The 22,190-nt window shown below is 74.9% G+C and carries 20 protein-coding genes; 12 read left to right on the forward strand and 8 right to left on the reverse strand.

Annotated elements, in window-relative coordinates; all coding sequences use genetic code 11:
* Window positions 1-16: 16 nt before the first annotated feature.
* On the reverse strand, window positions 17-565 hold the full coding sequence (locus tag ACIQ87_RS07690; RefSeq protein WP_402403040.1) for a DinB family protein: 549 nt from the start codon (window positions 563-565) through the stop codon (window positions 17-19).
* Window positions 566-687: 122 nt separating this feature from the next.
* Here ACIQ87_RS07690 and ACIQ87_RS07695 point away from each other — a divergent pair, with 122 nt between their 5' ends.
* Entirely contained in the window at window positions 688-1,683 is a 996-nt protein-coding gene (locus ACIQ87_RS07695) for a helix-turn-helix transcriptional regulator (RefSeq protein ID WP_402403043.1), read from the forward strand.
* Between the two features lie 159 nt (window positions 1,684-1,842).
* Here ACIQ87_RS07695 and ACIQ87_RS07700 read toward each other — a convergent pair whose 3' ends face one another.
* On the reverse strand, window positions 1,843-3,177 hold the full coding sequence (locus ACIQ87_RS07700; protein WP_402403046.1) for a PLP-dependent aminotransferase family protein: 1,335 nt from the start codon (window positions 3,175-3,177) through the stop codon (window positions 1,843-1,845).
* Window positions 3,178-3,401: 224 nt separating this feature from the next.
* Between ACIQ87_RS07700 and ACIQ87_RS07705 the strand changes: the two genes are divergently transcribed.
* The gene (locus ACIQ87_RS07705) at window positions 3,402-4,163 is read left to right on the forward strand and encodes a crotonase/enoyl-CoA hydratase family protein (RefSeq protein ID WP_402403048.1); all 762 of its coding nucleotides are present in this window, start codon (window positions 3,402-3,404) and stop codon (window positions 4,161-4,163) included.
* A gap of 119 nt (window positions 4,164-4,282) precedes the next feature.
* On the forward strand, window positions 4,283-5,032 hold the full coding sequence (locus ACIQ87_RS07710; protein ID WP_402403050.1) for a GNAT family N-acetyltransferase: 750 nt from the start codon (window positions 4,283-4,285) through the stop codon (window positions 5,030-5,032).
* A 338-nt stretch (window positions 5,033-5,370) separates the two neighbouring features.
* Here ACIQ87_RS07710 and ACIQ87_RS07715 read toward each other — a convergent pair whose 3' ends face one another.
* On the reverse strand, window positions 5,371-6,291 hold the full coding sequence (locus ACIQ87_RS07715; RefSeq protein ID WP_402403053.1) for a LysR family transcriptional regulator: 921 nt from the start codon (window positions 6,289-6,291) through the stop codon (window positions 5,371-5,373).
* 208 nt (window positions 6,292-6,499) lie between these two features.
* Between ACIQ87_RS07715 and ACIQ87_RS07720 the strand changes: the two genes are divergently transcribed.
* On the forward strand, window positions 6,500-7,075 hold the full coding sequence (locus ACIQ87_RS07720) for an SRPBCC family protein (protein ID WP_402403055.1): 576 nt from the start codon (window positions 6,500-6,502) through the stop codon (window positions 7,073-7,075).
* Window positions 7,076-7,230: 155 nt separating this feature from the next.
* Window positions 7,231-7,572, forward strand: a complete 342-nt coding sequence (locus tag ACIQ87_RS07725; RefSeq protein ID WP_402403057.1) for a hypothetical protein — start codon at window positions 7,231-7,233, stop codon at window positions 7,570-7,572.
* A 34-nt stretch (window positions 7,573-7,606) separates the two neighbouring features.
* On the opposite strand, the gene ACIQ87_RS07730 is transcribed toward ACIQ87_RS07725, so the two are convergent.
* On the reverse strand, window positions 7,607-8,263 hold the full coding sequence (locus ACIQ87_RS07730; protein ID WP_402403058.1) for an ankyrin repeat domain-containing protein: 657 nt from the start codon (window positions 8,261-8,263) through the stop codon (window positions 7,607-7,609).
* Between the two features lie 257 nt (window positions 8,264-8,520).
* Entirely contained in the window at window positions 8,521-9,012 is a 492-nt protein-coding gene (locus ACIQ87_RS07735; RefSeq protein WP_402403060.1) for an HPP family protein, read from the reverse strand.
* A 148-nt stretch (window positions 9,013-9,160) separates the two neighbouring features.
* Between ACIQ87_RS07735 and ACIQ87_RS07740 the strand changes: the two genes are divergently transcribed.
* The 5 genes from ACIQ87_RS07740 to ACIQ87_RS07760 all read left to right on the forward strand — a co-directional run bounded on the left by ACIQ87_RS07740 (window position 9,161) and on the right by ACIQ87_RS07760 (window position 16,701).
* Window positions 9,161-10,378, forward strand: a complete 1,218-nt coding sequence (locus tag ACIQ87_RS07740; RefSeq protein ID WP_402403063.1) for an amidohydrolase — start codon at window positions 9,161-9,163, stop codon at window positions 10,376-10,378.
* Between the two features lie 1,158 nt (window positions 10,379-11,536).
* Window positions 11,537-12,772, forward strand: coding sequence for a glycosyltransferase (locus ACIQ87_RS07745; RefSeq protein ID WP_402403066.1), 1,236 nt, complete (start codon window positions 11,537-11,539; stop codon window positions 12,770-12,772).
* Window positions 12,773-12,961: 189 nt separating this feature from the next.
* Complete coding sequence (locus tag ACIQ87_RS07750; protein ID WP_402403068.1) at window positions 12,962-13,672, forward strand: DUF6461 domain-containing protein; 711 nt, start codon at window positions 12,962-12,964, stop codon at window positions 13,670-13,672.
* Window positions 13,673-14,285: 613 nt separating this feature from the next.
* Window positions 14,286-15,893, forward strand: a complete 1,608-nt coding sequence (locus ACIQ87_RS07755) for an alpha/beta hydrolase (protein ID WP_402403071.1) — start codon at window positions 14,286-14,288, stop codon at window positions 15,891-15,893.
* Window positions 15,894-15,993: 100 nt separating this feature from the next.
* Window positions 15,994-16,701 carry a disulfide bond formation protein DsbA gene (locus tag ACIQ87_RS07760; protein ID WP_402403073.1) on the forward strand — a complete coding sequence of 236 codons (708 nt, stop codon included), beginning with the start codon at window positions 15,994-15,996 and terminating at the stop codon, window positions 16,699-16,701.
* A gap of 86 nt (window positions 16,702-16,787) precedes the next feature.
* Here ACIQ87_RS07760 and ACIQ87_RS07765 read toward each other — a convergent pair whose 3' ends face one another.
* Window positions 16,788-17,378, reverse strand: a complete 591-nt coding sequence (locus ACIQ87_RS07765; RefSeq protein ID WP_402403076.1) for a DUF1707 domain-containing protein — start codon at window positions 17,376-17,378, stop codon at window positions 16,788-16,790.
* A 332-nt stretch (window positions 17,379-17,710) separates the two neighbouring features.
* On the opposite strand from ACIQ87_RS07765, the gene ftsH reads away from it, so the two are divergent.
* Complete coding sequence (gene ftsH, locus ACIQ87_RS07770; RefSeq protein WP_402403079.1) at window positions 17,711-19,825, forward strand: ATP-dependent zinc metalloprotease FtsH; 2,115 nt, start codon at window positions 17,711-17,713, stop codon at window positions 19,823-19,825.
* 66 nt (window positions 19,826-19,891) lie between these two features.
* Complete coding sequence (gene nadE / locus ACIQ87_RS07775) at window positions 19,892-20,731, forward strand: ammonia-dependent NAD(+) synthetase (protein ID WP_402403081.1); 840 nt, start codon at window positions 19,892-19,894, stop codon at window positions 20,729-20,731.
* A 91-nt stretch (window positions 20,732-20,822) separates the two neighbouring features.
* On the opposite strand, the gene ACIQ87_RS07780 is transcribed toward nadE, so the two are convergent.
* Both ACIQ87_RS07780 and ACIQ87_RS07785 read right to left on the reverse strand, forming a co-directional pair.
* Entirely contained in the window at window positions 20,823-21,131 is a 309-nt protein-coding gene (locus ACIQ87_RS07780) for a hypothetical protein (RefSeq protein WP_402403084.1), read from the reverse strand.
* A gap of 227 nt (window positions 21,132-21,358) precedes the next feature.
* A complete protein-coding gene (locus ACIQ87_RS07785; RefSeq protein WP_402403370.1) occupies window positions 21,359-22,030 on the reverse strand; it encodes a hypothetical protein in 672 nt (223 codons plus the stop codon).
* Window positions 22,031-22,190: the final 160 nt, after the last annotated feature.

Below are 22,190 nucleotides of genomic sequence, written 5' to 3' on the forward strand. Positions count from 1 at the left end.
GCGGTCCGGGACCGGCTCAGCCCATGCTCTTCGCGCCGTCCAGGGACTCGCGGATGATGTCGGCGTGGCCGGCGTGCTGGGCGGTCTCGTTGGCGATGTGCAGCAGCACCCGGCGGGCCGACCACTCGGCGTCCGGCTCGAACCAGGGGGCCTTCGGCAGCGGCTGGGTGGCGTCCAGGTCGGGGAGGGTGGCCACCAGCTCGTCGGTGCGGCGGGCGACCTCGGCGTACGCCGCGAGGACACCGGCCAGCGTCTCGCCGGGCAGCATGCGGAACTCGTCCGCGCGGCGGGCGAGGTCCTCCTCGGTCCAGCTGGTGAAGTCGGGCATCGCGGACGGCCCCTGCACGATGAACTCCGCCCAGAGCCGCTCGACGCTGGTCACGTGCTTGATCAGGCCGCCCAGGCACAGCTCGCTCGCACAGGTCCGCAGACCGACCTGCTCGTCGGTGAGGTCGCGGGTGGTGAAGCGCAGGAAGTGCCGCTGCTTCTCCAGGGACACCAGGAGGTCGGCGCGCTCGCCGGTGAGGTTCCGGGGGGTGGCGGCGGGGGTGATGGGCGTGGTCATCGGGACGGCCTTTCGTTCGGGTCCTGCTCGGGTTCCTGCCCGGGTCCTGCTCCCTCGGGCAAGAACAACGCTACGGACCATTGCGGCCACTTCCTGTCCTGAATTCCCGGGAGAATCGGGGCATGGCCAACACCAGCACCCGGACGCTGCGACTGCTCTCCCTGCTCCAGACCCACCGGTACTGGCCGGGCGAGGAACTGGCCGACCGGCTCGGCGTCTCCGTCCGCACCCTGCGCCGCGACATCGACCGGCTGCGCGAACTCGGCTACCCCGTCGAGGCGCAGCGCGGCGTCGACGGCGGCTACCAGCTGGCGGCGGGCGCGGCGCTGCCACCGCTGGTGATCGACGACGAGGAGGCGGTGGCCCTCGCGGTGGGCCTGCAGGCGGCGGCCGAGAGCCCGGTGGAGGGCGTCGCCGAGGCCTCGGTGCGGGTGCTGGCGAAGGTGGTCCAGGTGATGCCGGCCCGGCTGCGCCGACGGGTGGAGGCGCTGCGCGCGGTGACCGTCCCGGTGGACTGGGGGACGGGGACGGGCGCGGGCGTCGACCCGGACGTCCTGACCGTGGTGGCGCTCGCCTGCCGGGACGGCGAACGGGTACGGTTCTCGTACACGGCCGCCGACGGGCGCGGCACGGAGCGGCACGTCGAACCGCACCGGCTGGTCTGCCTGAACCGCCGCTGGTACCTGGTGGCGTACGACCTCGGCCGGGCCGACTGGCGCAGCTTCCGCATCGACCGCCTCACCGCCCCGTCCGGCAGCGGCGCCCGCTTCGCCCCGCGGACCCTCCCGGCCGCCGACGCGGCGGAGTTCGTCCGCGCGGGCCTCCAGGGCATGCCCCGGCCGCACCTTGTGGAGGCCCTCGTCGAGGCGCCGGCCGACCACGTCCGCGCCCGCGTCGGCCGCTGGGCCACCGTGGAACCCGTCACCCCCGACCGCTGCCGCCTGCGGATGACGGCCGACTCCCTCGACTGGCCGGCCATGGCCCTGGGCTCCCTCGGCGCCGAGTTCCACGTACTCGCCCCACCGGCCCTGCGGAGCCTGCTCGCCGACTGGAGCACCCGCTTCGCCCGCGCGGCGGGGGAGGCGGAGGTCGGCCAGGTCGACTTCCGGCGTGGGTGAGCAAGCGGATCGGCTCTGCCTCCGGAAGCCGTTTGCCTCGGTTCCGGGTCACGGGTTCTCGCGGCAATGGCGGCGTTTCCGGGGTTCGCCGTGGTCGGGCGGTGATGGGGGAGTGGGAAGTCGGCTGGGCCGACTTCTGATGCTGCGGCTGGTGGGGAGTCAGGGGGCGATGGCTTCGAGGGTGGTGCGGAGGTGGGTGAGGACGGCGGGGAGGGTGGGGAGTGGGGGTGTGGCAAGGGCCAGGCGGAGGGCGTTGGGGTGGTGGGGGGTGGTGGCGAAGGCGTCGGCGGTGGAGATCAGGATGCCCTCGGCGGCCAGGGCGGCGGCCGCGTGGTCGGGGCGCTGGTGGGGTTCGAGGGTGAGCCAGACGATGTACGAGGTGGGGTGGGCGGTGGTGGTCAGGCCGGCCAGCGCGGTGCGGGCGATGGACTGGCGGGCGGCGGCGTCCGTACGGCGTTCCCGTTCCAGCCGGGCGACCGTGCCGTCGGTGAGCCAGCCGGTGGCGAGGGCGGTGATCAGCCCGGGGGCGCCCCAGGCCGCCGTGCGCAGGTTGGTGGTGGCGGACCGGACCAGGTGGGCGGGCAGGACGGCGAAGCCGAACCGCAGACCGGTTGCCACGCTCTTGGAGAGGCCGGCCAGGTAGCAGGTGCGCTCGGGGGCGAGGGTGTGCAGGGGCGGGGGCGGTGCGGCCTCCAGGAAGGCGTAGGTGCCGTCCTCGACGAGGGTGAAGCCGTGGTCGGCGGCGAGCCGGACGAGGCGCTCGCGCTGCGCCGCGTCGAGCACCCAGCCGAGCGGGTTGTGGACGGTGGGCTGGGTGTACACCGCCCGCACCGGCCGGGTGCGGCAGAGCCGGTCGAGCGCGTCGAGGTCCGGGCCCGCGGCGGTGACCGGCACGGGGGCGAGGTCCAGCCCGTGGGCGGTGGCGAGCAGCTTGATGCCCGGGTAGCCGAGCGCGTCCACGGCGAGGACGTCCCCGGGGCGGGTGAGCGTGCGCAGGACGCAGTCCAGGGCCTGCTGGGCGCCGCTGGTGAGCAGGACGTTCTCGGGCGGGGTGTCGATCCCGCGGTCCAGCAGGTGGGTGGCGACAGCTGCCCGGTCGTGCCGGTGGCCGCCCGGCGGGTGCTGGCGCAGCAGGGCCTCGGCGTCACCCGAGGACGCGAGCGCGCGCAGGGCCTGCCGGAGCTGGTCGCCCTGCCCGGGGGCGAGCGGCTGGTTGAAGGAGAGGTCGGCCACCCGGGGCACCGGGAGTGCTCGTGAGGGTTCGAGGCCGTCGTAGCCGGACCGCAGCCGGACGAAGGTGCCGCGCCCCTGCTCGCCCACCACCAGTCCGGCGGCGGCCAGTTCGGCGTAGACCCGGGTGGCGGTGGCGAGGGCGATCCGCCGTTCCCGGGCGAGGGCGCGGTGGGTCGGCAGCCGGGTGCCGGCCGGGAGCGTGCCGGAGCGGATGGCGGCCGCGTACTCGTCGACGACGGCCTTGTAGGTGGGCGGCCGCACGGGGCACCTGCCGTTCCTGGGAGTGGGGTTCCCGGAAGTGGGATTCCCGGGAGTGGAGTCTCTGGATGTGGAGGCCCTGGATGTGGAGGCCCTGGGTGTGGAGGCCCGCCCCGGGCGCGCGGGCGGGTACCGGAGTGTATCCAGGACAATAAGTGGATTGTCCTGGGCGGTTCTTCCTAGCCTCGTCACATCCAGCAGCGAGGCCAGGAACGGAGCACGCGCCCATGACCATCCGCAGCGAGCGGGACCGGCACGTCGTCACCCTCACCATCGACCGGGAGAAGAAGCTCAACGCCCTCGACTACCCGACGATCGACGCGCTGCTCGCCGAGCTCGACCTGATCGACGCCGACGACAGCGTCCGCGCCGTGATCCTCACCGGCGCCGGCGGGCGGGCGTTCAGCGCGGGCGCCGACATTCCGTCGCTGGCGGCCAGCATCGCGGGCGGGCCGGAGCGGGCGCTGCGCGAGTTCGTCCGGCGCGGGCACACCCTCACCCGGCGGATCGAGGAGTTCCCCAAGCCGGTCATCGTGGCCGTCAACGGCCTGGCCTACGGGGGTGGTTGCGAGATCACCGAGGCCGCGCCGCTGGCCGTCGCGGCCGAGCACGCGACCTTCGCCAAGCCCGAGATCTCGCTCGGCTTCCCGCCGCCCTTCGGCGGCTCGCAGCGGCTGCCGCGGCACGTAGGCCGCAAGCGCGGTCTGGAGCTGATCCTCACCGGCGACCCGATCCCCGCCGCCCGGGCCGCCGAGCTCGGCCTGGTCAACTCCGTCGTCCCGGCGGACGAACTGCTGGACACCGCCCGCGAGTTGGCCGAGCGGATCATCCGGCACGCGCCGACCGCCGTGGCCGCCTGTCTGCGGGCCGTGACCCGGGGCATCAACCTGCCGATCGACGAGGGGCTGGCGGTCGAGGCGGCGGCCTTCGCGGCGACCGTGCCGACGGACGGCGTGCGGGACGGGATCCGGCGCTTCCTGGATCGTTAGTCCGCCGGGGCGGTGTGCGGCCTGTGGGGGCGCGGGGGCAGGTGCGGGGCCCGGGAAAGCGGTTGTCCACGGGCGGTCCCGGGGGTGATCATGGCGGGATGTCGGATCTACTCGCGCGCGTGACCACCTTCCGCTCCGCCTTCGCCCGCCGCCAGGCGGCTGAAATCCTCGAACTTCCCGAGTTCCCGGGGGTGTTCGCTGTCCGGGACGCCGAGTTCGCCCGCTCGGAGGAGCACAACCAGCTGGTCGTCGAGGGCCCGGGCACCGATCCGGCGGTGCTGCCCGAGCTGGCCGCCCGATGGCTGGGGCGGCGCCGCCGGTACCGCATCACGGTGCTGGACCCGGACTCGGGCGAGCGGGCCGCCCCGGTGCTGACGGCGGCGGGGTACGAGCGGGAGAGCGTGGTGATCCTGGCCCGGTCGACGGACGGCTGCCTCAGGCCCGAACCGGCCGCCATCCCCGTGGAGTTGGCCGAGATGCGGGAGGCGGTGCTGCGCCAGCAGCGGGAGTGGAGCGAGGACGAGGAGCTCGGCCGGCAGCTCACCGACCGCCGTGCCGCCCGGCTGCGCGGTGCCGCGGGGGTGCACTTCCTGGCCGCCCGGACACCGGCCGGCGAGGTCGCGGCCTGGAGCGACCTCTACCTCGAACCATCGCTCGGGCTGGCCCAGTTGGAGGACCTGGTGACGGCCTCACGGCACCGGGGCGCCGGCCACGGCGACACCCTGCTCGCCACCGGCCTGGCACTGGCGGCCGAGGCCGGCGCCCCGCGGCTGTTCCTGCTCGCGGACGCGGTGGACTGGCCGCGTGAGTGGTACGGCCGCCGGGGCTTCGCGCAGATCGGGCGCAGCCACTCCTTCCACAGCCGCTGACGAGGGCCACGCGACTACTGCGCGGGCGGGCGGAAGGGCTCGGTCCCGCCCGGCGGCCGGGCCGACGTGGGCGTGGGCGTGAGCGTGAGTGTGGGCGTGGGCGTGGGCGTGGGCGTGGGCGTGGGCGGAACCGCGGGGTCGGTGCTGCGGCACCGGCTGTCCCACCGGCCGTAGCTGCCGGCGCAGTTGCGTTGCGAGGTGGCGATCGCCGCGCGGGGAGGGGGCGGCTGCGCGGCCTGCCGGACGTCCCGCCGGAGGACTCGCCCCGCTGCGGCCGGCGGCGGCTCGGGACGGCGTGTGGATGCCGGCCGGCCCCGCTGCGGCCGGCCGCGCCGCCGTCAGCCCGCGACCGGGCCGCCGGCCCGCGGGGTGTCGCGGCCGCAGTGGGTGGCGACGGTGTCGGCGAAGGCACGTGCGAGCGGGCCGAGGTTCTCCCAGTCGCGGACGGCCCAACCGGCCGTGAGGGCGGGCAGGTCGGGCAGCGGAAGCAGCCGCAGGCCCGGGTGGCCGGAGCCCTGCCACTGGGGGAGGGCGGGGACGACGGCGTGGCCGAGGCCGAGTTCGGCGAGCAGGATCGCGGTGTCCCAGTCGGCGACACTGGTGTCGAAGACCGGCCGGATGCCCGACTTCCCCAGCCAGGACTCGACCTGGGAGCGGGAGACGGAGTTCTGCGGCAGCCCGATCAGCCGGGCGTCCTGGAGGTCGGCGGGCGAGATCCGGGACCGGGCGGCGAGCGGGTCGCCCGCCGCGACCGCGAGCACCCAGGGCAGCTCGACCACCGGCCGCCGGTCGACGCCCCGGGCCGGGGCGCCGAGGGTGATCCAGGCGAGGTCGACCCGTCCGGCGTTGAGCGACTCCAGGCAGCTGCGGCTGGACACCTCGGTCTGGAACTCCAGGCTGACCTGGGGGAAGCGCCGCCGGAAGTCCACCACGGCCGCGGACATGAAGTGCCGGATGCTGGTGGCGCCCGTGGTGATCCGTACGGATCCGCCCTCGCCGCGGGCGAGTTCGGCGATCCGGTGCAGCGCGTGGTCGATGCTGCCGAGGCCGGCGGCGACCGCCGTGTGCAGCAGGCTCCCCGCGGTGGTGGGGACGACCCCGCGCGGGTGGCGCTCGATCAGGGCGAGGCCGACCTCCCGTTCCAGCCGTCGGACGTGCTGGCTGACGGCGGACTGGGTGCAGTTCAGCTCGCGGGCCACGGCGCTGAGCGAGCCGGCCCGGCAGACCGCGGCGAAGACGCGGAGGTCGTCAATGGTCACGGAGGCCCAAGGTATCGCTTGGGGGTGTCCCAGTAAATCGGCGGATTGACTTGGGTGTTCCGCCGGATCGATCATCGAACCAGGGCCCAGGGCGGCAACCCGCCCGCTGTCCTCGCCGGCGTCCGGACGCCGAGGCGGGGGCGCGGGCGGGTGTCGACCCGCATCGATGCGCAAGAGCGGTGACATAGGAAGGCAGAGGGGGACGGGAATGCGGTACGCCGAAGGTCCGGGTACGCAGTGCGAGGTGTTCGTCGCGGCGCCGGTGGAGCGGGTGTGGGACCTGGTGACGGACATCGGCCTGCCCGCCCGGCTCAGCCCGGAGCTCCAGCGGGTCGCCTGGCTGGACGGTGCGGACGGCCCCGCGGTGGGCGCCCGCTTCGAGGGGCACAACAGCCGTACGGGCATGCCCGACTGGCGGACGGTCTCCGAGATCACCGAGCTGACCGGGGCGACGGAAGCGGCCGGGCCGGGCGACCGGCGGGTCTTCGCCTGGGGTGTGATGGACGCGGACGGCCGCTACGGCGAGCCGGTGTCCGACCTCCTCGGGGCGCTGGCCCGGTGGCGCTTCGAGCTGACCCCCGAGGACGGCGGCACCCGGCTGCGCCAGTCGGTGGTGATCGGTCCGGGCCGCAGCGGCCCCAGCCTGTTCATCGACGCCAGGCCGGAGCTGGAGGAGAAGATCGTCGACTTCCGGCTGAACGAGCTGCGCACCGGCATGGCGGCCACTCTCGACGGCATCAGGTCGCTGGCCGAGCAGGGGGATCGGGCCCTGCCCGAGCGCTGATCCCGGGCCTCGGGGCGGGGGCAGGCCAGGGCCCCGTCCGGCCCGTCCGCCGAACACGGCACGTCAACCGGACACGGCACGTCAACCGGACATGGCACGTCAACCGGACACGGCACGTCCGCCGGGCGGGCCGGCCGCACGGAAGGAACGACGAGTTGGCGCGGGTGAGCTGGGCGGGTTCCGAGGTCGTCTGGGTGGAACGGCTCGGCCGGCTGCTGACCGTGGTGAGGGAGGTGGACGGCGAACGGGTCCTGCACATCGACGACTGGTCCACGGTGGTGGACGAGCGGACCGAGATCAGCCACCAGCAGTGCGGTCTCGTGCGCTGCCGCCTCACCGTCCGCCGGCCGGGCCTGCCGCCGGCCGTGTTCCGCTACCGACTGTCCTGGTCGGTCCCGCTGTCGGTGCTCCTGGATCCCACGTACAACGGCTGGGACGCCGACGACGACGATCCAGGGCGGCCGCTGGTCGCCATGCTGGGCGGAACGTTCGACTGACAGCGGCCGATCCGCGAGGACGTCGTCGGGGGCTTCAGCCGGTAGTGCCCGTGCCGTCGTTGCGGGCGGCCTCGGCCCCGGCCTCCGCCGTGCGCAGTGCCGCGGCGATGGTGTGGAAGCCGCGGCGCTCGGCGTGGGCGCGGGCGGTGACGCCGTCGGCGTCGGGGAGGTGCGGATCGGCGCCGTGGGTGAGCAGGACCTCGACGATCTCCCGGTGTGCCTGGCCGCCGTCGCCGAGGAGGACGGCTTCGAGCAGGGCCGTCCAGCCGAGGTCGTTGACGTGGTCGACGTCGATGGCGGTCTCGGCGAGGACCGCGCGGACGTAGACGACGTGGCCGCGTTCGGCGGCGGGGATCACCGACACCCCGCCGTAGCGGTTGCGGCGGGTGAGGTCCGGGCCGCCGGGCAGCAGGGCGCGCATCATCGGGACGCTGCCGGTGATGCCGGTGACCAGCCAGGGGGTGTTCAGTCGGGAATCCCGCGCGTTGACGTCCGCTCCGGCCTCGACCAGCAGCCGGGCGACGGCGACCCGGTCGGCGAGGGCGGCCCGCAGCAGCGGCGTACGGCCCTGGGCGTCGCGGGCCTCGAGGGCCGCGCCCGCGGTCAGGGCCGTACGGACGGCGTCGACGTCGCCGTGGTCGGCGGCCTCCAGCAGGGCCTGGTCGGCGGGGGAGAGCGGGCGGGCGGTCATGGGGGGCTCCTCGGTGGGGTGGCGGACAGCGCGCGACGATCCCAGCCTGCCGTCGCGGGCGCCCGGTGGCGTCGGCGGGGCGGTCGCCCCCGTCGGACGGAACGGATGACGGCCGGGTCATCCGATCGGATGACCCGGCCGTCGGTGTTCGGCAGGAGAGTGGAGATCAGGCACCGGCGCGAGGCCGGTCGTGACGGTGCGGCCGGTCACTGCCGCGCGGCCGTCATTCCCGCGCGGCCGTCATTCCCGCCCGGCCGTCACCAGGACACCGGGTAGCGGACCGGGTGCCCGCCGATCCGGCAGGGCAGCAGGCCGATGAGCACCAGCAGGCCGGTGGCCAGCACGAGCAACGGGAGGAAGGGCACGGGGTGCGGCGCCTGCAGGACGACGATCACGGCGGTGGCCACAGCCGGGGAGTGCGAGAGGTGGGCGAGCATCATCGCGCCCAGCGAGAGCCCGGCGGCGACGGCCGCGCCCCAGGTGGTGCTGCCCGTGACGGCCAGGGTGGCGAAGCCGATCAGGGCCGACATCAGCTGACCGCCGATCAGGTTGCGCGGCTGCGAGATCGGCAGCCCGGGCGCGCCGTGCACCAGCGCGGCGCTGGCGGCCAGCGACGGGATCAGCAGTGGTTGGTCGAGCAGTACGCCCACCCCGACCAGCAGGAGCAGGGCGCCGATGGCGAAGACGGCGGCCCGCAGGGCGTGCAGCGGATGCGGTCGGGGCGTGTCGGCGGGCGGTGGTGTGGTCATGCGTGAGCGACTCCGGACGGGGGACGGGAACCCGGAGATGATAAACAGACTGTTGAAGGAAAGGTGGGACGTTTTGCCTGGTGAGCACATTCCGTCCACGGATACGTACGCGAACCACCCCGGGGCCAGGAGCGAGAGCGAGCACCCCATGACCAGGCCCTCCGTCACCCTCTTCCGGAACGTCCGCCCGTACGGCGCCGACCGGGCCGTCGACCTGATCGCCGTCGACGGTCAGCTGACCGAGCGCCTGCCCGACGGGGCGGTGCCGGAGGTGGTCGAGGGCGGCGGCCGGATCGCGCTGCCCACCCTGGTGGACGCGCACATCCACCCCGACAAGACCGCCTGGGGCGAGCCCTGGTACAGCCGCCGCCCGGCCGGCTCACTGCCCGAGTACGTACAGGGCGACGTCGACCTCCACCGCCACCAGCGCACCCCCGTCGCCGACCGCGCCCACCGACTGCTCAGCCACGCCGTGACGCGCGGCACCCGCGCCGTGCGGGCGCACGTGGACGTGGCGCCCGCGTACGGACTGGCCGGGGTGACCGGCCTCGCCGAGGCGCGCGAACGGCTGGCCGGAGTGCTGGACGTCCAACTGGTGGCCTTCCCCCAGCACGGCGTCCGGCGGATGCCCGGCGCGGGCGCGCTGCTCGCCGAGGCGGCGGCGAGCGGCCTGATCGACGCCATCGGCGGGATCGACCCGGCGGGCTTCGACGACGTCCCGGCCGAGGGCTCCGGCGGCGAGGGGCCCGCCCAACTGGAGCTGCTGTTCGGACTCGCCGAGCAGCACGGACTGCGCCTGGACATCCACCTGCACGACCGGGGCGAGCGCGGCCTCGGCCCGCTGCGCGAGATCGCCGCGCGGACCAGGACGGCCGGACTGGCCGGACGGGTGGTCGTCAGCCACGCCTTCTGCGTCCCCGAACTGACCGGCGCGCCACTCGCCGACCTCGCCGCCGAGCTGGCCGAATCCGGAGTCGGCCTCACCACCGTGGCGCCTTCCGCCCACCAGGTGCTGCCGTTCCGCGAGCTGCGGGCGCACGGGGTGCGGGTCGGCCTCGGCTCGGACGGCGTGCGTGACTCGTGGAGCCCGTACGGCAACGCCGACCTCCTGCACCGCGCCCACCTGCTCGGCTGGACCACCGACGCCCGCACCGACGGGCAACTGGCCGACTGCTTCGCCCTGGCGGCCGACGGCGGCGCCGAACTGCTGGACCTGCCGGCCGCCACCCTGAAGCCGGGCACGCCCGCCGACTTCATGCTGGTGACCGGCGAGTGCCTGCCGCAGGTGGTGGTCGACCTGCCGGCGCGCGAACTGGTGGTCCGTGCGGGCCGGGTGGTGGCGCGGGACGGTCGGTTCACGGGCTGACAGGCCTGCGCGGACCGACCGGGCGGGTCTCGTGCCCGCCCGTCTGTCCGCCCGTCTGTCCGCCCGCCGGCCTGCCGGCCCGTGCCGATCACGGTGACCGCGAGGTAGCCGGAGGCTACGCCGAGCCTCCACCCGTGCGCCCGGACGGCGAGCGCGGCGAGGGCGACCGGGACGGCCGACAACGGGATGCGGGCCAGGCCGTCGCCGGCGTGCAGTCGCGGTGGCCCGGTCGTCCTCCGGCGGGACCCGCCGCAGCAGTTGGTCCGGGCTCAGCCCGTTCGGCGCCGCCTCGCCCACGGGGGCCAGTGCCCGGGCGGCAGCCGCGCGCCCGTCGGCGTCCGGCTTGAGGAGCGGGAACCGGACCGGGGGCGATCCACGGCGAAGCCGAGGGCCGCCATCCGGCAGGGCCCGCGAGCTCGGAGACGGACGTGAGGCCCGAGCGCCACAGGCCGTCGCGGACCGCAGGGGCGTAGACCTCGACGAGCAGCCGGCCGGGCTTGCGCGTACGGCCCCGGAGCGGGCCGCTGATCCCGCGCATCGCGAAGGCCTCCACCCGGGCGGCGGCCGTGGACGCGAAGTCCACCGTGGCGCCGAAGCGGACGCCCCCGCTGTGCAACGTCCTGCAGACGTGCGGGAACGGGACGTCGAACGCGCCCCGGGGAAGCAGCCGAGCGGGAGACGGGGAGGTCCGCGCGGCGGCCGACGGTGATCCAACCCGACCGCTACACCTCGCAGGCCGCAGGGTCACCGCCGACAGCGCCTCCAGCGCGGTGAGCGCCTGGCCGGCGTTGTGCCTGGCCGGGCTTGGGTGGCGCGTTCGCCGGTGGGCGTCGTGGTGGTGGCGGGTCTGCGTGCCGTGTTGGTGGGTGGTTGGTGGGATGGTGCGACTGGGTGGTGGGGCGGGCCCCTGGCTGATGCGTGGTGGCCGCTCGCGTCCTGTGGGGCCTGCACGGTGCCCCGGAGGCCAGGGGCGGGATTGCTACGGGATGGCCGGTTCGGGGGAGTGGGTGGGACCGGGCGGCCAAAGAAAGGGGCAAGGAGAGTCAATCCCCTTGCCACTATCAAGCTATAGCGTGACCCGGGGCTTGCGGCAAGGCCCCCGAGCTGTCGCAGAATCCCGCTCGTAAGGCCATGACCTGCGGGAACGGGAGTCGTGAAATGCGTGTGTTGATGACGACGTGGGGATCGCGCGGGGATGTCGAGCCGCTGGCCGGGCTGGCGGTGGCGTTGCGGGGGCTCGGTGCGGAGGTGCGGGTGTGTGCGCCGCCGGACGAGGAGTTCGTGGCGGTGCTGGCGCGGGCCGGGGTGCCGTTGGTGCCGCTCGGGCCGACGGTGCGGTCGGTGGTTGCTGGTCCGAAGCCGCCGACGGCGGAGGACGCGTTCCGGCTGGCCCGTGAGCTGGTCGCCGCGCGGTTCGAGACGCTGACCGCCGCTGCCGAGGGCTGTGACGTGCTGCTGGCGACCGGGCTGATGCCGGCCGGGGCGCGGGACGTCGCCGAGAAGCTCGGCCTCCACTATGTGCTGGCCTGCTTCCACATCTTCGGGCTGCCCTCGCGGCACTTCCGGCCCGGGCGGCGGCCGGGAACGCCGTCCCCGGAGGACGAGACCGACTACCGGAAGCTGTGGGAGCAGGACGCCCAGCGGGTGAACGCGCTGTACGGGGAGGCGCTCAACAGCCACCGGGCGGCGATCGGACTGCCGCCGGTGGAGAACGTCCGCGACCACGTCTTCACCGAGCGGCCGTGGCTGGCGGCGGACCCGACGCTGTGCCCGTCCGAGGGCATGACGGAGCTCGACGTGGTGCCGACCGGGGCGTGGATCCTGCCCGACGACCGCCCGCTCCCGGCCGACCTGGAGGCGTTCCTGGACGCGGGTGAGCCGCCCGTGTACGTCGGCTTCGGCAGCATGGCCGCGTACGCTCCGGAGGGCATCGCGCGGGTGGCCGTCGAAGCGGCCCGCGCGCAGGGCCGCCGGCTGCTCCTCGCCCGTGGCTGGGCCGGGCTCACCCCGACCGACGACCGGGAGGACTGCCACGTCGTCGGCGAGGTGAACCAGCAGGCCCTGTTCCGCCGGGTGGCCGCCGTCGTCCACCACGGCGGTGCGGGCACCACGACGACCGCGGCCGTGGCCGGGGCGCCCCAGGTGGTCGTCCCCCGGATCGCGGACCAGCCCTACTGGGCCGCCCGGGTGGCCGAGTTGGGCATCGGCGCGGCCCATCTCGACCGCACGCCGACCGTCGACTCGCTCTCCGCCGCGCTCACCACGGCCCTGGCGCCGGAGACCAGGACACGGGCGGGGGCCGTGGCCGGCGGCATCCGCACCGACGGGGCGATGGTCGCCGCGAAGATGCTGTTCGAAGCGGTGGGACAGGAAGCGACGGTCGTGTCCGGGTGAACGGCTGCTCGGGCCGGGCGAGTTCGGCTTCGGGGTAGTCTCCTTCCGATCGATCGGGGGTGGTTGTCGGCCCGCGTACGGCTGGTTCCGGCAGTGATCCGGCGACCGGAGACCGGCTGTCGGCCGCGTCGGTTAGGGTGCCCACCGGCGCGCCCGGTCACCGCAGGCCGCGCGCGAGGGGAGGGCGGCATGACCGACGGCACGCACGGGGGAGCGGGGCAGGACGGCGACGGCATCCAGTGGCTCGCGGAGATCGGCGGGACCGGCGCCGGGCGATGCCCAACGGGCGGCGCCGACACGGACGGTGAGCTCGGCGGCGTCGTCTTCGCCCGGGGGATCACGCCCGAGGAACTCGCCCGCCGGATGGGCGCCGACCCGGCCACCGCGACCGAGCCGATCAGCGATGCCGAGATCCGGGACCTCGACATCGAGGTCTACCGCCCCGGTGACGACGGCGACGGCGTGATCCGCGTCGGCAGCTGCGCCGGCTGGTCGTTCGCGATCGAGTACGGCGACTCCACCGGCGGTGAGCTGATCACCGAGATAGCGCGTGACGGAGCCGAGGTGGTGCACTTCCGCCCGATGCCGGAGCAGCGGCCGGCCCTGCTCGACTACGCCCGGGACGGCGCCGTGCTGTGCGGCTTCGGCCTCGGCGAGGAGCGCTGGCGCTGGGGCCAGGAGCCGGACCTGCTGGTGCCGGACCTCGTCGCCGCCGGAGTCCTGGAGGCCGACGGCGTGACCTCCTGTGACCCCGGGCGGGAGGCCGGCGGCGCCGCCCGGCGCCGTGCCCTCGGCGCCGTCGAACGGCGCTTCGGGCTGAGCCTGCCCCGCGCGGCCCTCGGCGGGCTGCGCCTGCCCGCGTACGCGGTGCGGGGAACCCCGGGCATGGCGCTGCGCTGAGGAGGCGCGTCGGCGACCCCCGAGGCCTGCGGGGCCGAGGCCTGCGGAGCCGAGGCCAGCGGACCCGAAGCCAGCGGACCCGAAGCCAGCGGACCCGAGGCCTGCGCCGAGGGCGAAGCGGAGACGGACGCAGAAGGCGGCGGACAGGGAGAGCGAGAGGAACAGGGCGGTCACGGCAGGGCTCCTTCCCGGGCCCCACCGGCGGGGCCCCGATGCCCGTCATCCTTGCGTGCTGCCGGTCCGTCGCACATGTGCCGATCGGGAGGTCCCCAAGACGCAACCCCGGTCTCCACCCTGCCGATCGGCAGGGTGGAGACCGGGCAGTGGGAGGCAGGCGCCCCGCAACCGGGCCGCGCAGACCCGTTCCTCACCCGTTCGGCCGGTGGCAGCCGGTCCGGCGCACGCCCCCGTCCGTGGGCCTCCGCACGGCACCGGCGGGCTCCAGACCCTAGGGTCTGCGGTGCGTCGACGAACCGAGCGCCGGGCGTACGCCGTCCTGCCGAGCGCACGGGCGTCCGGCAGGCCCAAAGGCCCGCAGGCCCCAAGGCCCGCAGGCCCGCAGGCCCGTGACCGCGCGCCGGGGCGCCCGGCCGACCGAGAGGTGGACCCACCCATGCACACCGTCGTCCGCAGCGCCGGAGCGCTCGGCCTCACCGTCCTGCTGCTCACCGCCGCCACCGGCTGCCAGGCCGACGAACCCTCCGCCGCCGAACCCGCACCGACCTCGCCGGCCACCGGCACCGGGACGGCCACCGGGACCGCCACCGGCGCCTCCGCAGCCGCCACCGTCCTGGCCACCCAGCACCTGGACTGGCACGCCTGCGCCGCCCCCACCACCGCCCAGGGCGCCGGCACCGCGCCCGCGGCCGACTGGCAGTGCGCCACCCTGAAGGTCCCACTGGACTACGGCAAACCGGACGGCGCGACGATCGACCTCGCACTGATCCGCACCCCCGCCAAGGACGAGCAGCAGCGGATCGGTTCGCTGCTGTTCAACTTCGGCGGCCCCGGCGCCTCCGGCGTGGTCGGCCTGCCCGCCTTCGCCGCGAACTACGCCTCCCTCAACACCCGCTACGACCTGGTGAGTTTCGACCCGCGCGGAGTCGGTGCCAGCGCCACGGTGACCTGCCTGGACGACCGGGCGATGGACGCCGCCACCGCCTCCGACGGCACCCCCGACACCCCCGACGAGGTGAAGGCCCTGGACGACACCAACGCCGGGTTCGCCGCCGCCTGCGAGCACAACTCCGGCGCGGTGCTGCCGTACGTGGACACCGTGAGCGCCGCGCGCGACATGGACCTGATGCGCCAGGTGCTGGGTGACCGGAAGCTGTCCTACTTCGGCTTCAGCTACGGCACCCAGCTCGGCGGCGTCTACGCCCACCTGTTCCCGCAGCAGGTCGGCCGGATGGTGCTGGACTCGGTGGTCGACCCCACCAAGGACCCGCAGCAGGCCGCGCTCGGCCAGGCCCAGGGCTTCCAACTCGCCCTCGGCGACTTCATGAAGGCCTGCGCGGCCCAGGCCGGTGCCGCCTGCCCGACGGGCGCGGGCGGCGACGAGGGAACGGCGAAGGTCGCCGCACTGCTGCAGCAGCTGGACCAGTCGCCGCTGCCCACCAAGCAGGGGCGGCAGCTCACCGAGAGCCTGGCGGTCACCGGCATCGCGGGTGGCCTGTACAGCCAGGCGACCTGGCCCGCGCTGGTCGGCGGGCTCACCGAGGCGATGCGGCAGGGCACCGGTGACACGCTGCTCCAGCTCGCCGACGCGCTGAACGGGCGCGACCCGCAGGGGCACTACAACAACCTCGACGCCGCGAACCGGGCGATCGGCTGCGTGGACGCCCGGCAGCGCTACTCGGACCAGGACGTGCAGCAGCAGCTGCCGCAGTTCCGCGCCGCCTCCCCGGTGTTCGGGACCTTCACCGCCTGGGGCCTGACCGGCTGCACCGGCTGGCCCGTCCCCGGCAAGACCGCCCACCCGGAGGTCTCCGCGCCGGGCGCCGCCCCGATCCTGGTGGTCGGCACCACCGGGGACCCGGCCACCCCGGTGGAGGGCGCCCGGACGATGGCGCAGCAGCTCGGCGCGGGGGTCGGCGTCGGCGTCACCCTGCAGGGCGAGGGGCACGGCGGCTACAACACCGGCAACGCGTGCCTGAAGCAGACCGTGGACGCCTACCTGCTGGACGGCACGGTGCCGGCGGACGGGACGACGTGTTCCTGAGCAGGGTGGTCGGGCGTGAGTCCGGGGCTGAAAGTGGCCCGACACAGTGGCTGTCGATTGGCCCTGGGAAGTGGGCCATTCGGCCACTAGTCTCTCCCGTGTGACGAACGATGTGACGAACGATGTGACGAACAGCGTGCTCGACCAGCACCCCGCCCACCACGCCCTCCAGCCCCTCGACAAGGGCCACAAGCCCGACAGTGACACCGTCAGGGTCGACTTCTACTTCGACCCCGTCTGCCCGTTCGCCTGGATCACCTCGCGGTGGATCCTGGAGGTCGAGCGGCAGCGCGAACTCGACCTGAACTTCCGGGTGATGAGCCTGTCCGTCCTCAACGAGGGCCGCACCGACCTGCCCGAGCGCTACCAGCGCCTGATGACCACCGGCTGGGGCCCCGTACGCGTCTGCATAGCCGCCGCCGAGCAGTACGGCCCGCAGGTGCTGCGCGAGTTGTACACCGAGCTCGGCACCCGGCTGCACGACCAGGACCGGGCCGCCGACGACACCGTCATCCGGGAGGCGCTGGTGGCGGCGGGCCTGCCGGAGGAGCTGGCCGAGGCGGCGAACAGCACCGATCACGACGAGGCCCTGCGCAAGAGCCACCACGAGGGTATGGACCCGGTCGGCGAGGAGGTCGGCACGCCGACCATCCACGTGGACGGCGTGGCCTTCTTCGGCCCGGTGCTGAGCGCCATCCCGCGCGGCGAGGACGCCGTACGGGTCTTCGAGGGTGTGCGGCTGCTGGCCGGGTACCCGAAGTTCTTCGAACTCAAGCGGACCCGGACGGGCGGCCTCGACTTCTCCTGATCCGACCCGACCCCACCAGGCCCGACGCAGGCCGACGCGGCCAGAGGCGGCCAGAGGCCAGGCCAGGCCAGACCCGCCCCCGCCCGTCAGCCCCGGCGGCGCTGCTTGATCCTGATCGGCCCCGACCGGGGGTGGCCGATCAGGACCAGCGTCGGGGCGCCGGGCTCCGCCGACTCGGCGGCCTTGTTGACGATGTTCCCGGTGTTGGTGCTCGACGGGTCGATCCGTACGCCCCAGCCGCGCGGGACGATCAGCCGCACGTGGCCCAGGCCGGTCGACGCCTCCACCGTGACCTCCCGGTGGGGGCAGACGGCCTCGGTGAAGTCGATCGTGAGCAGCGACATCCTGGTCTCCGCGACGATCCGGCGGGGCACCGACCACCGGCCGGCCTGCACCATGTTGTTCATCCGGGGCCGGAGCACGAGGGCCTCCTCCGTGGACTCCGCTCCGGGCCCCACCCGTCCGCCGAGGTCCGCCACCAGGACGTCGAGTTGGCGGTACGTCCGCGCGGCGTAGGTCAGGTCGAGCCGCTCCTCCAACTCCGCGAGGTCGATGCGGCCTTCGCCGGCGGCGACCCGCAACTGCTCGGCCACCGCCTCCCGGTCGCCGTCCCCGGCCCGGGGTTCCACGGCGGCCTCGGGCGTCGTGCGCATGGCGGGCAGTTCCTCGTTGACCATGCGGCTACTCTAGGTCACGAACAGCCCTGGCAGGCCGCTCGATCGCCAACTCCCCGTGCCCGGATGTGCCGTGAGCGTGGCCGGCACCTGTGCCGTGAGCGTGGCCGACACCGTGGCCGGCGGAGCGGCCAAGGGCCGGAGCCCGGCGGACGCCCGCGCTCCGAGGCTGTCGGCCGGGGCGCCGCACACGCCGTTCTCCCCCGGGTGGACCGTTTCCACCCCGTTCGGTCTCCCGTCCGGGCGCGGACCGTCCGACCATGGAGGGGCGGAGGCTGTCCGGCCCCCCGAGAGTGCGGCCCCGAGAATGCGGCGCCGAGAGGCGGTGAGCGTGGATGATCGTACGAATCCGGCTGCGCGCTGCCCATCACCCCACGACTCCATCGGGGCCCGATTCCGGCCCGGGCACCGGCCCGGGCACCGACTCGGGCGCCGGCCCCGGCACCGGCCCGGGCCCGAGGCCGGGCTGGGATCAGCCGCGCGGCCAGGGCCCGGGCCAGGGCCGTAACCAGGGCCCGGGGCCCGGCGGCCCGGGCGGCCCAGGGGGCCCCGGCAAGCCCCCGCCGCCCTCGTGGCGCCGCTGGCTGCTGCCCGTCGCCGTGCTGGTGACGCTGCTCCTGCTGGTGCTCTTCTCCAACCCGGGCAAGCCCGGCACCCGCTACGGCTACAGCGACTTCGTGAACCGGGTCAACGCCGGCCAGGTGCAGACCGTGGACGTCAGCGACACCGGCGGGGTGAGCGGCACGCTCAAGGACGGCACCCACTTCACCAGCCAGATCCCCACCGCCCTGGACACCTCCCAGCTCAGCAGCGCGCTCTCCGACCACCAGGTGACCGTCACCGGCAGCCGGACCAGCGGCGGCGGCTCGGCCTGGTCCACCCTGCTGCTGTTCCTGCCGCTGCTGATCTTCGGCGCGCTGTTCCTCTGGTCCGGCCGGATGGCCGCCCGCTCGCTGGGCGGTGGCCTGAGCGCCATCGGACGGTCCCGGGCCAAGATCATCGAGGCCGAGCGGCCGAACACCGGGTTCGCCGACGTGGCCGGCTACGAGGGGGTGAAGCAGGAGGTCAGCGAGGTGGTCGACTTCCTGCGCAGCCCCGAGCGGTACGCCGCCGCCGGGGCCAAGGGGCCACGCGGGGTGATCATGGTCGGGCCGCCAGGCACCGGCAAGACCCTGCTCGCCCGGGCCGTCGCGGGGGAGGCCTCGGTGCCCTTCCTCTCGGTCACCGGCTCCGGCTTCGTGGAGATGTTCGTCGGCGTCGGCGCCTCCCGGGTCCGGGACCTCTTCGAGGACGCCCGCAAACGCGCGCCGTCGATCATCTTCATCGACGAGATCGACGCCGTCGGCGGCCGCCGCGCGGGCGGCACCCGGCTCGGCGGCAACGACGAGCGCGAGCAGACCCTGAACCAGCTGCTCGCCGAGATGGACGGCTTCGACCAGAGCACCGGCATCGTCGTCATCGCCGCCACCAACCGCCCGGACGCCCTCGACCCGGCCCTGCTGCGCCCCGGCCGCTTCGACCGGCAGGTCACCGTACCGCTGCCCAACCAGGCCGAACGGGCGGCCATCCTCGCCGTGCACGCCCGGGGCAAGAACCTGGACCCGGACGTCGACCTCGGGCGGCTCGCCCGCGGCACCCCCGGCTTCTCCGGCGCCGACCTCGCCAACCTGGTCAACGAGGCCGCCATCAACGCCGTGCGCGCCGACCGGTCCGTCCTCACCGCCGACGACCTCGACGCCGCCCGCGACCGGGTGCTGCTCGGCCGCCGGGAGTCCTCCAACGCGCTGCTGCCCGAGGAACGGCACGCCGTGGCGGTGCACGAGTCCGGGCACGCGCTGATGGCCGCGCTGTGCGAGCGCGCCGACCCGGTCGCCAAGGTGACGATCCTCCCGGCCGGCGTCGCCCTCGGCGCCACCGAGCAGTTGCCCGAGGCCGAACGGCACCTGTACAGCGAGGGCTACCTGACCGACCTGCTCACCGTCCAGCTCGGCGGCCGGGCGGCGGAGCTGGTGGTCTTCGGCGAGGGCTCCACGGGCGCCGCCAACGACCTCGCCAACGCCACCTCGGTCGCCACCCGGATGGTCCGCGAGTTCGGCCTCTCCCCGGAACTCGGCCCGGTCGGCTACTCCAGCGGTACCCCGCACTACCTCGGCGACAGCCCCGAGGACCTGCTGCGCCGCCCGTACTCCGAGCAGACCCAGCGCGCCGTGGACGAGGCGGTGGCCGGCCTGCTGCGCCGGGCCGAACGGCGGGCCCTCGACCTGCTCACCGAGCACCGGCACCACCTGGACGAGCTGGCGGCGCTGCTGGTCGCCCAGGAGACGGTGGACGGCCGGGTGGTGCTGGAGATCCTGGCGCACCAGGGACCGGGCCCGGAGCAGCCGGTCTCGCTGCGCAAGCCCGACGGGCCCGAGGGGCGGGCGGAACCGGGGGAGACCCCCCGCCCGTGACGGCCGTGCCGCCGGGGGTCGTATCCTCGGGAGCGCGTCACGTACCCACCGTCCCGAGGAGTCGGAATGACCGAGCCCCTGCCTGCCGACGTCCAGCGGGAGATCGCCCGTGCCCTCGGGGTCGCGCCCGTACCGGACCCCGCGGCGGAGGCCGAGCGCCGGGTGGAGTTCCTGGCCGACCAGGTGCGGACCACCGGCGCGCGCAGCCTGGTGCTGGGCATCAGCGGCGGCGTCGACTCCACCACCGCCGGGCGGCTCTGCCAGCTCGCCGTCGAGCGGCTGCGGGCCGAGGGGCGCCAGGTGACCTTCACCGCGATGCGGCTGCCGTACGGGGTCCAGGCGGACGAGGCGGACGCCCAGCTCGCGCTCGGCTTCATCCGCGCCGACGAGGTGCTGACCGTCGACGTCAAGCCCGCCACCGACGGCGCGCTGGCCGCCCTCAGGGCCGCCGGACTGACCTACTCCGACCACGGCCACGAGGACTTCGTCGGTGGCAACGTCAAGGCCCGCCAGCGGATGGTGGTCCAGTACGCGGCGGCCGGCGCCAAGGGCGGGCTGGTGGTCGGCACCGACCACGGGGCCGAGGCCGCCGTCGGCTTCTTCACCAAGTTCGGCGACGGCGCGGCCGACGTGATGCCGCTGTCCGGCCTGACCAAGCGCCAGGTGCGGGCGATCGCCGAGGCGCTGGGCGCGCCGGCCGAGCTGGTCAAGAAGGTCCCGACCGCCGACCTGGAGAACCTCGCCCCCGGCCGCCCCGACGAGGACGCCCTCGGTGTCAGCTACGACGCCCTGGACGACTTCCTGGAGGGCATGCCGGTCAGCGAGGAGGTCTTCCGGACCGTCCTCGGCCACTACCGCCGCACCGAGCACAAGCGCAACCTGCCGGTCGTCCCGCCGGTGGCCTGACCGGCCGGGCCCGTGCCTTCGCCGCCCGTCTCCCGGACACCTCGGTGGCCGGGCGGCGGGCGGCGGCCGGATGGTCGACCGGCCTGGGCGGTCAGACACGCCCCCAGGGGATGCCGCCGATGCCGCCGCCCAGGAGCAGGGCGACCGCGAGGGCCAGGAAGGCCGCCAGGGCCAGATGGCCGAGGAGGAGGCCGAGCATCGCGCAGCGCCGGCGGCGCTGCGGGGTGGACCGCTGACCGGCGACGGCCATGCCGAGCAGCACCGTGAACGCGATGCCCGCGAGGAGCCGCCAGGTCCGCAGCACCGCCGAGTGGTGCTCCCCGGGTGTCTGTTCCCCGGCCCAGCGCCAGATCCTGGACAGCGGCAAGCCGTCGATCACCACCGACAGCACGGCGAACACCGCGCCGGACCTGAGATCCGTCGACTCTCTGCCGAGCCCCTTGACGCCCGTCCTCGCCACTGAGCCCGCACTCGGGTGACGGAACAGGTGAGCGCCGGCCCGTCGCCGTGGCACCCGCCCCACCGGTGACGTGACCGGACACGTGAACGGGCGACATCGGGGGCGGGCGACATCGGGGGCAGTCGCGACGACGGTGCTGTGCCCGGAAGTTGAGCTCCGAGGGCCTGTCAGTCCCCGTCGGCGTCGGGCGCGGCGGTCGGGGCGGAGCCGGTGTCGACGGCGAGCCTGCCCTCGGCGGTCGTCCAGTCGGTGGCGATCGCCTGCTGGGCGGCGGCCAGGGTGATCCGGCCCTTGCAGATCGCGGTGTGCAGGTGGGTCTCCACCGTGTCCTTGGGGTTGTTCGGGCCCTTGCCGGGGACGTGGCCGGGGGAGGGCGGCTCGACCCACAGGTTGCGCGGGTCGTTGGGGTCGCCGCCGAGCTGGAGGCTGATCAGGTGGTCGTACTCGGCATCGGCCAACGGCCCCGTGTAGGCATAGGACTTGGCGTTCTCGGCCTTCTCCTTGCCGGTGATGTTCGCCGGTGGGCGGATGGTCGAGGTGTAGCCGCCCGGCTTGCAGATGGTGTCCTTGAGGTTGTCCTGGCTGACCGCCGGGCTGATCGCGCCCGGGGTGCAGGCGGGGTCCGGCAGCGGCTGCTGGTCCGCGGTGTGGCGGTAGTGGCAGCTGCCCGGTGCGGGCTGCGGCTGGACCTCGTAACTGCCCTTCGGGCCGGGGCCGGTGACGATCGAGGCGGCGGGCGGGGCGGCCGCCGCGGAGCCGGACCTGGCGCTCCCGGCGGTGTGGCCGCCGCCGGGTGAGCAACCCGCGGCCGCGGCGGCGAACAGGGCGGCGGCGGCCATGGCCAGGGCGCGGCGGGCGGGAGCCGGCACGGGTTCCTCCATCGGGGTGGGCGTGGGCGGCGGTCGCCGGGCGTGCCGGTGGCCGTGTCAGCGGACCCTACCGTGCCGGCGGGGCCGTTGGGGTGACGCCGCGTTCGGGCGCGGGAAGCCCGCGCCGGGC

The sequence above is a fragment of the Kitasatospora sp. NPDC096204 genome, from assembly GCF_044763205.1.
Taxonomy (GTDB): domain Bacteria; phylum Actinomycetota; class Actinomycetes; order Streptomycetales; family Streptomycetaceae; genus Kitasatospora.

Coding starts and splice junctions, on each gene's coding strand:
- ACIQ87_RS07690 (WP_402403040.1), bottom strand. CDS start 565: ATGACCACGCCCATCACCCCCGCCGCCACCCCCCGGAACCTCACCGGC.
- ACIQ87_RS07695 (WP_402403043.1), top strand. CDS start 688: ATGGCCAACACCAGCACCCGGACGCTGCGACTGCTCTCCCTGCTCCAG.
- ACIQ87_RS07705 (WP_402403048.1), top strand. CDS start 3,402: ATGACCATCCGCAGCGAGCGGGACCGGCACGTCGTCACCCTCACCATC.
- ACIQ87_RS07720 (WP_402403055.1), top strand. CDS start 6,500: ATGCGGTACGCCGAAGGTCCGGGTACGCAGTGCGAGGTGTTCGTCGCG.
- ACIQ87_RS07730 (WP_402403058.1), bottom strand. CDS start 8,263: ATGACCGCCCGCCCGCTCTCCCCCGCCGACCAGGCCCTGCTGGAGGCC.
- ACIQ87_RS07735 (WP_402403060.1), bottom strand. CDS start 9,012: ATGACCACACCACCGCCCGCCGACACGCCCCGACCGCATCCGCTGCAC.
- ACIQ87_RS07740 (WP_402403063.1), top strand. CDS start 9,161: ATGACCAGGCCCTCCGTCACCCTCTTCCGGAACGTCCGCCCGTACGGC.
- ACIQ87_RS07745 (WP_402403066.1), top strand. CDS start 11,537: ATGCGTGTGTTGATGACGACGTGGGGATCGCGCGGGGATGTCGAGCCG.
- ACIQ87_RS07750 (WP_402403068.1), top strand. CDS start 12,962: ATGACCGACGGCACGCACGGGGGAGCGGGGCAGGACGGCGACGGCATC.
- ACIQ87_RS07755 (WP_402403071.1), top strand. CDS start 14,286: ATGCACACCGTCGTCCGCAGCGCCGGAGCGCTCGGCCTCACCGTCCTG.
- ACIQ87_RS07765 (WP_402403076.1), bottom strand. CDS start 17,378: ATGGTCAACGAGGAACTGCCCGCCATGCGCACGACGCCCGAGGCCGCC.
- ftsH (WP_402403079.1), top strand. CDS start 17,711: ATGATCGTACGAATCCGGCTGCGCGCTGCCCATCACCCCACGACTCCA.
- nadE (WP_402403081.1), top strand. CDS start 19,892: ATGACCGAGCCCCTGCCTGCCGACGTCCAGCGGGAGATCGCCCGTGCC.
- ACIQ87_RS07785 (WP_402403370.1), bottom strand. CDS start 22,030: ATGGCCGCCGCCGCCCTGTTCGCCGCCGCGGCCGCGGGTTGCTCACCC.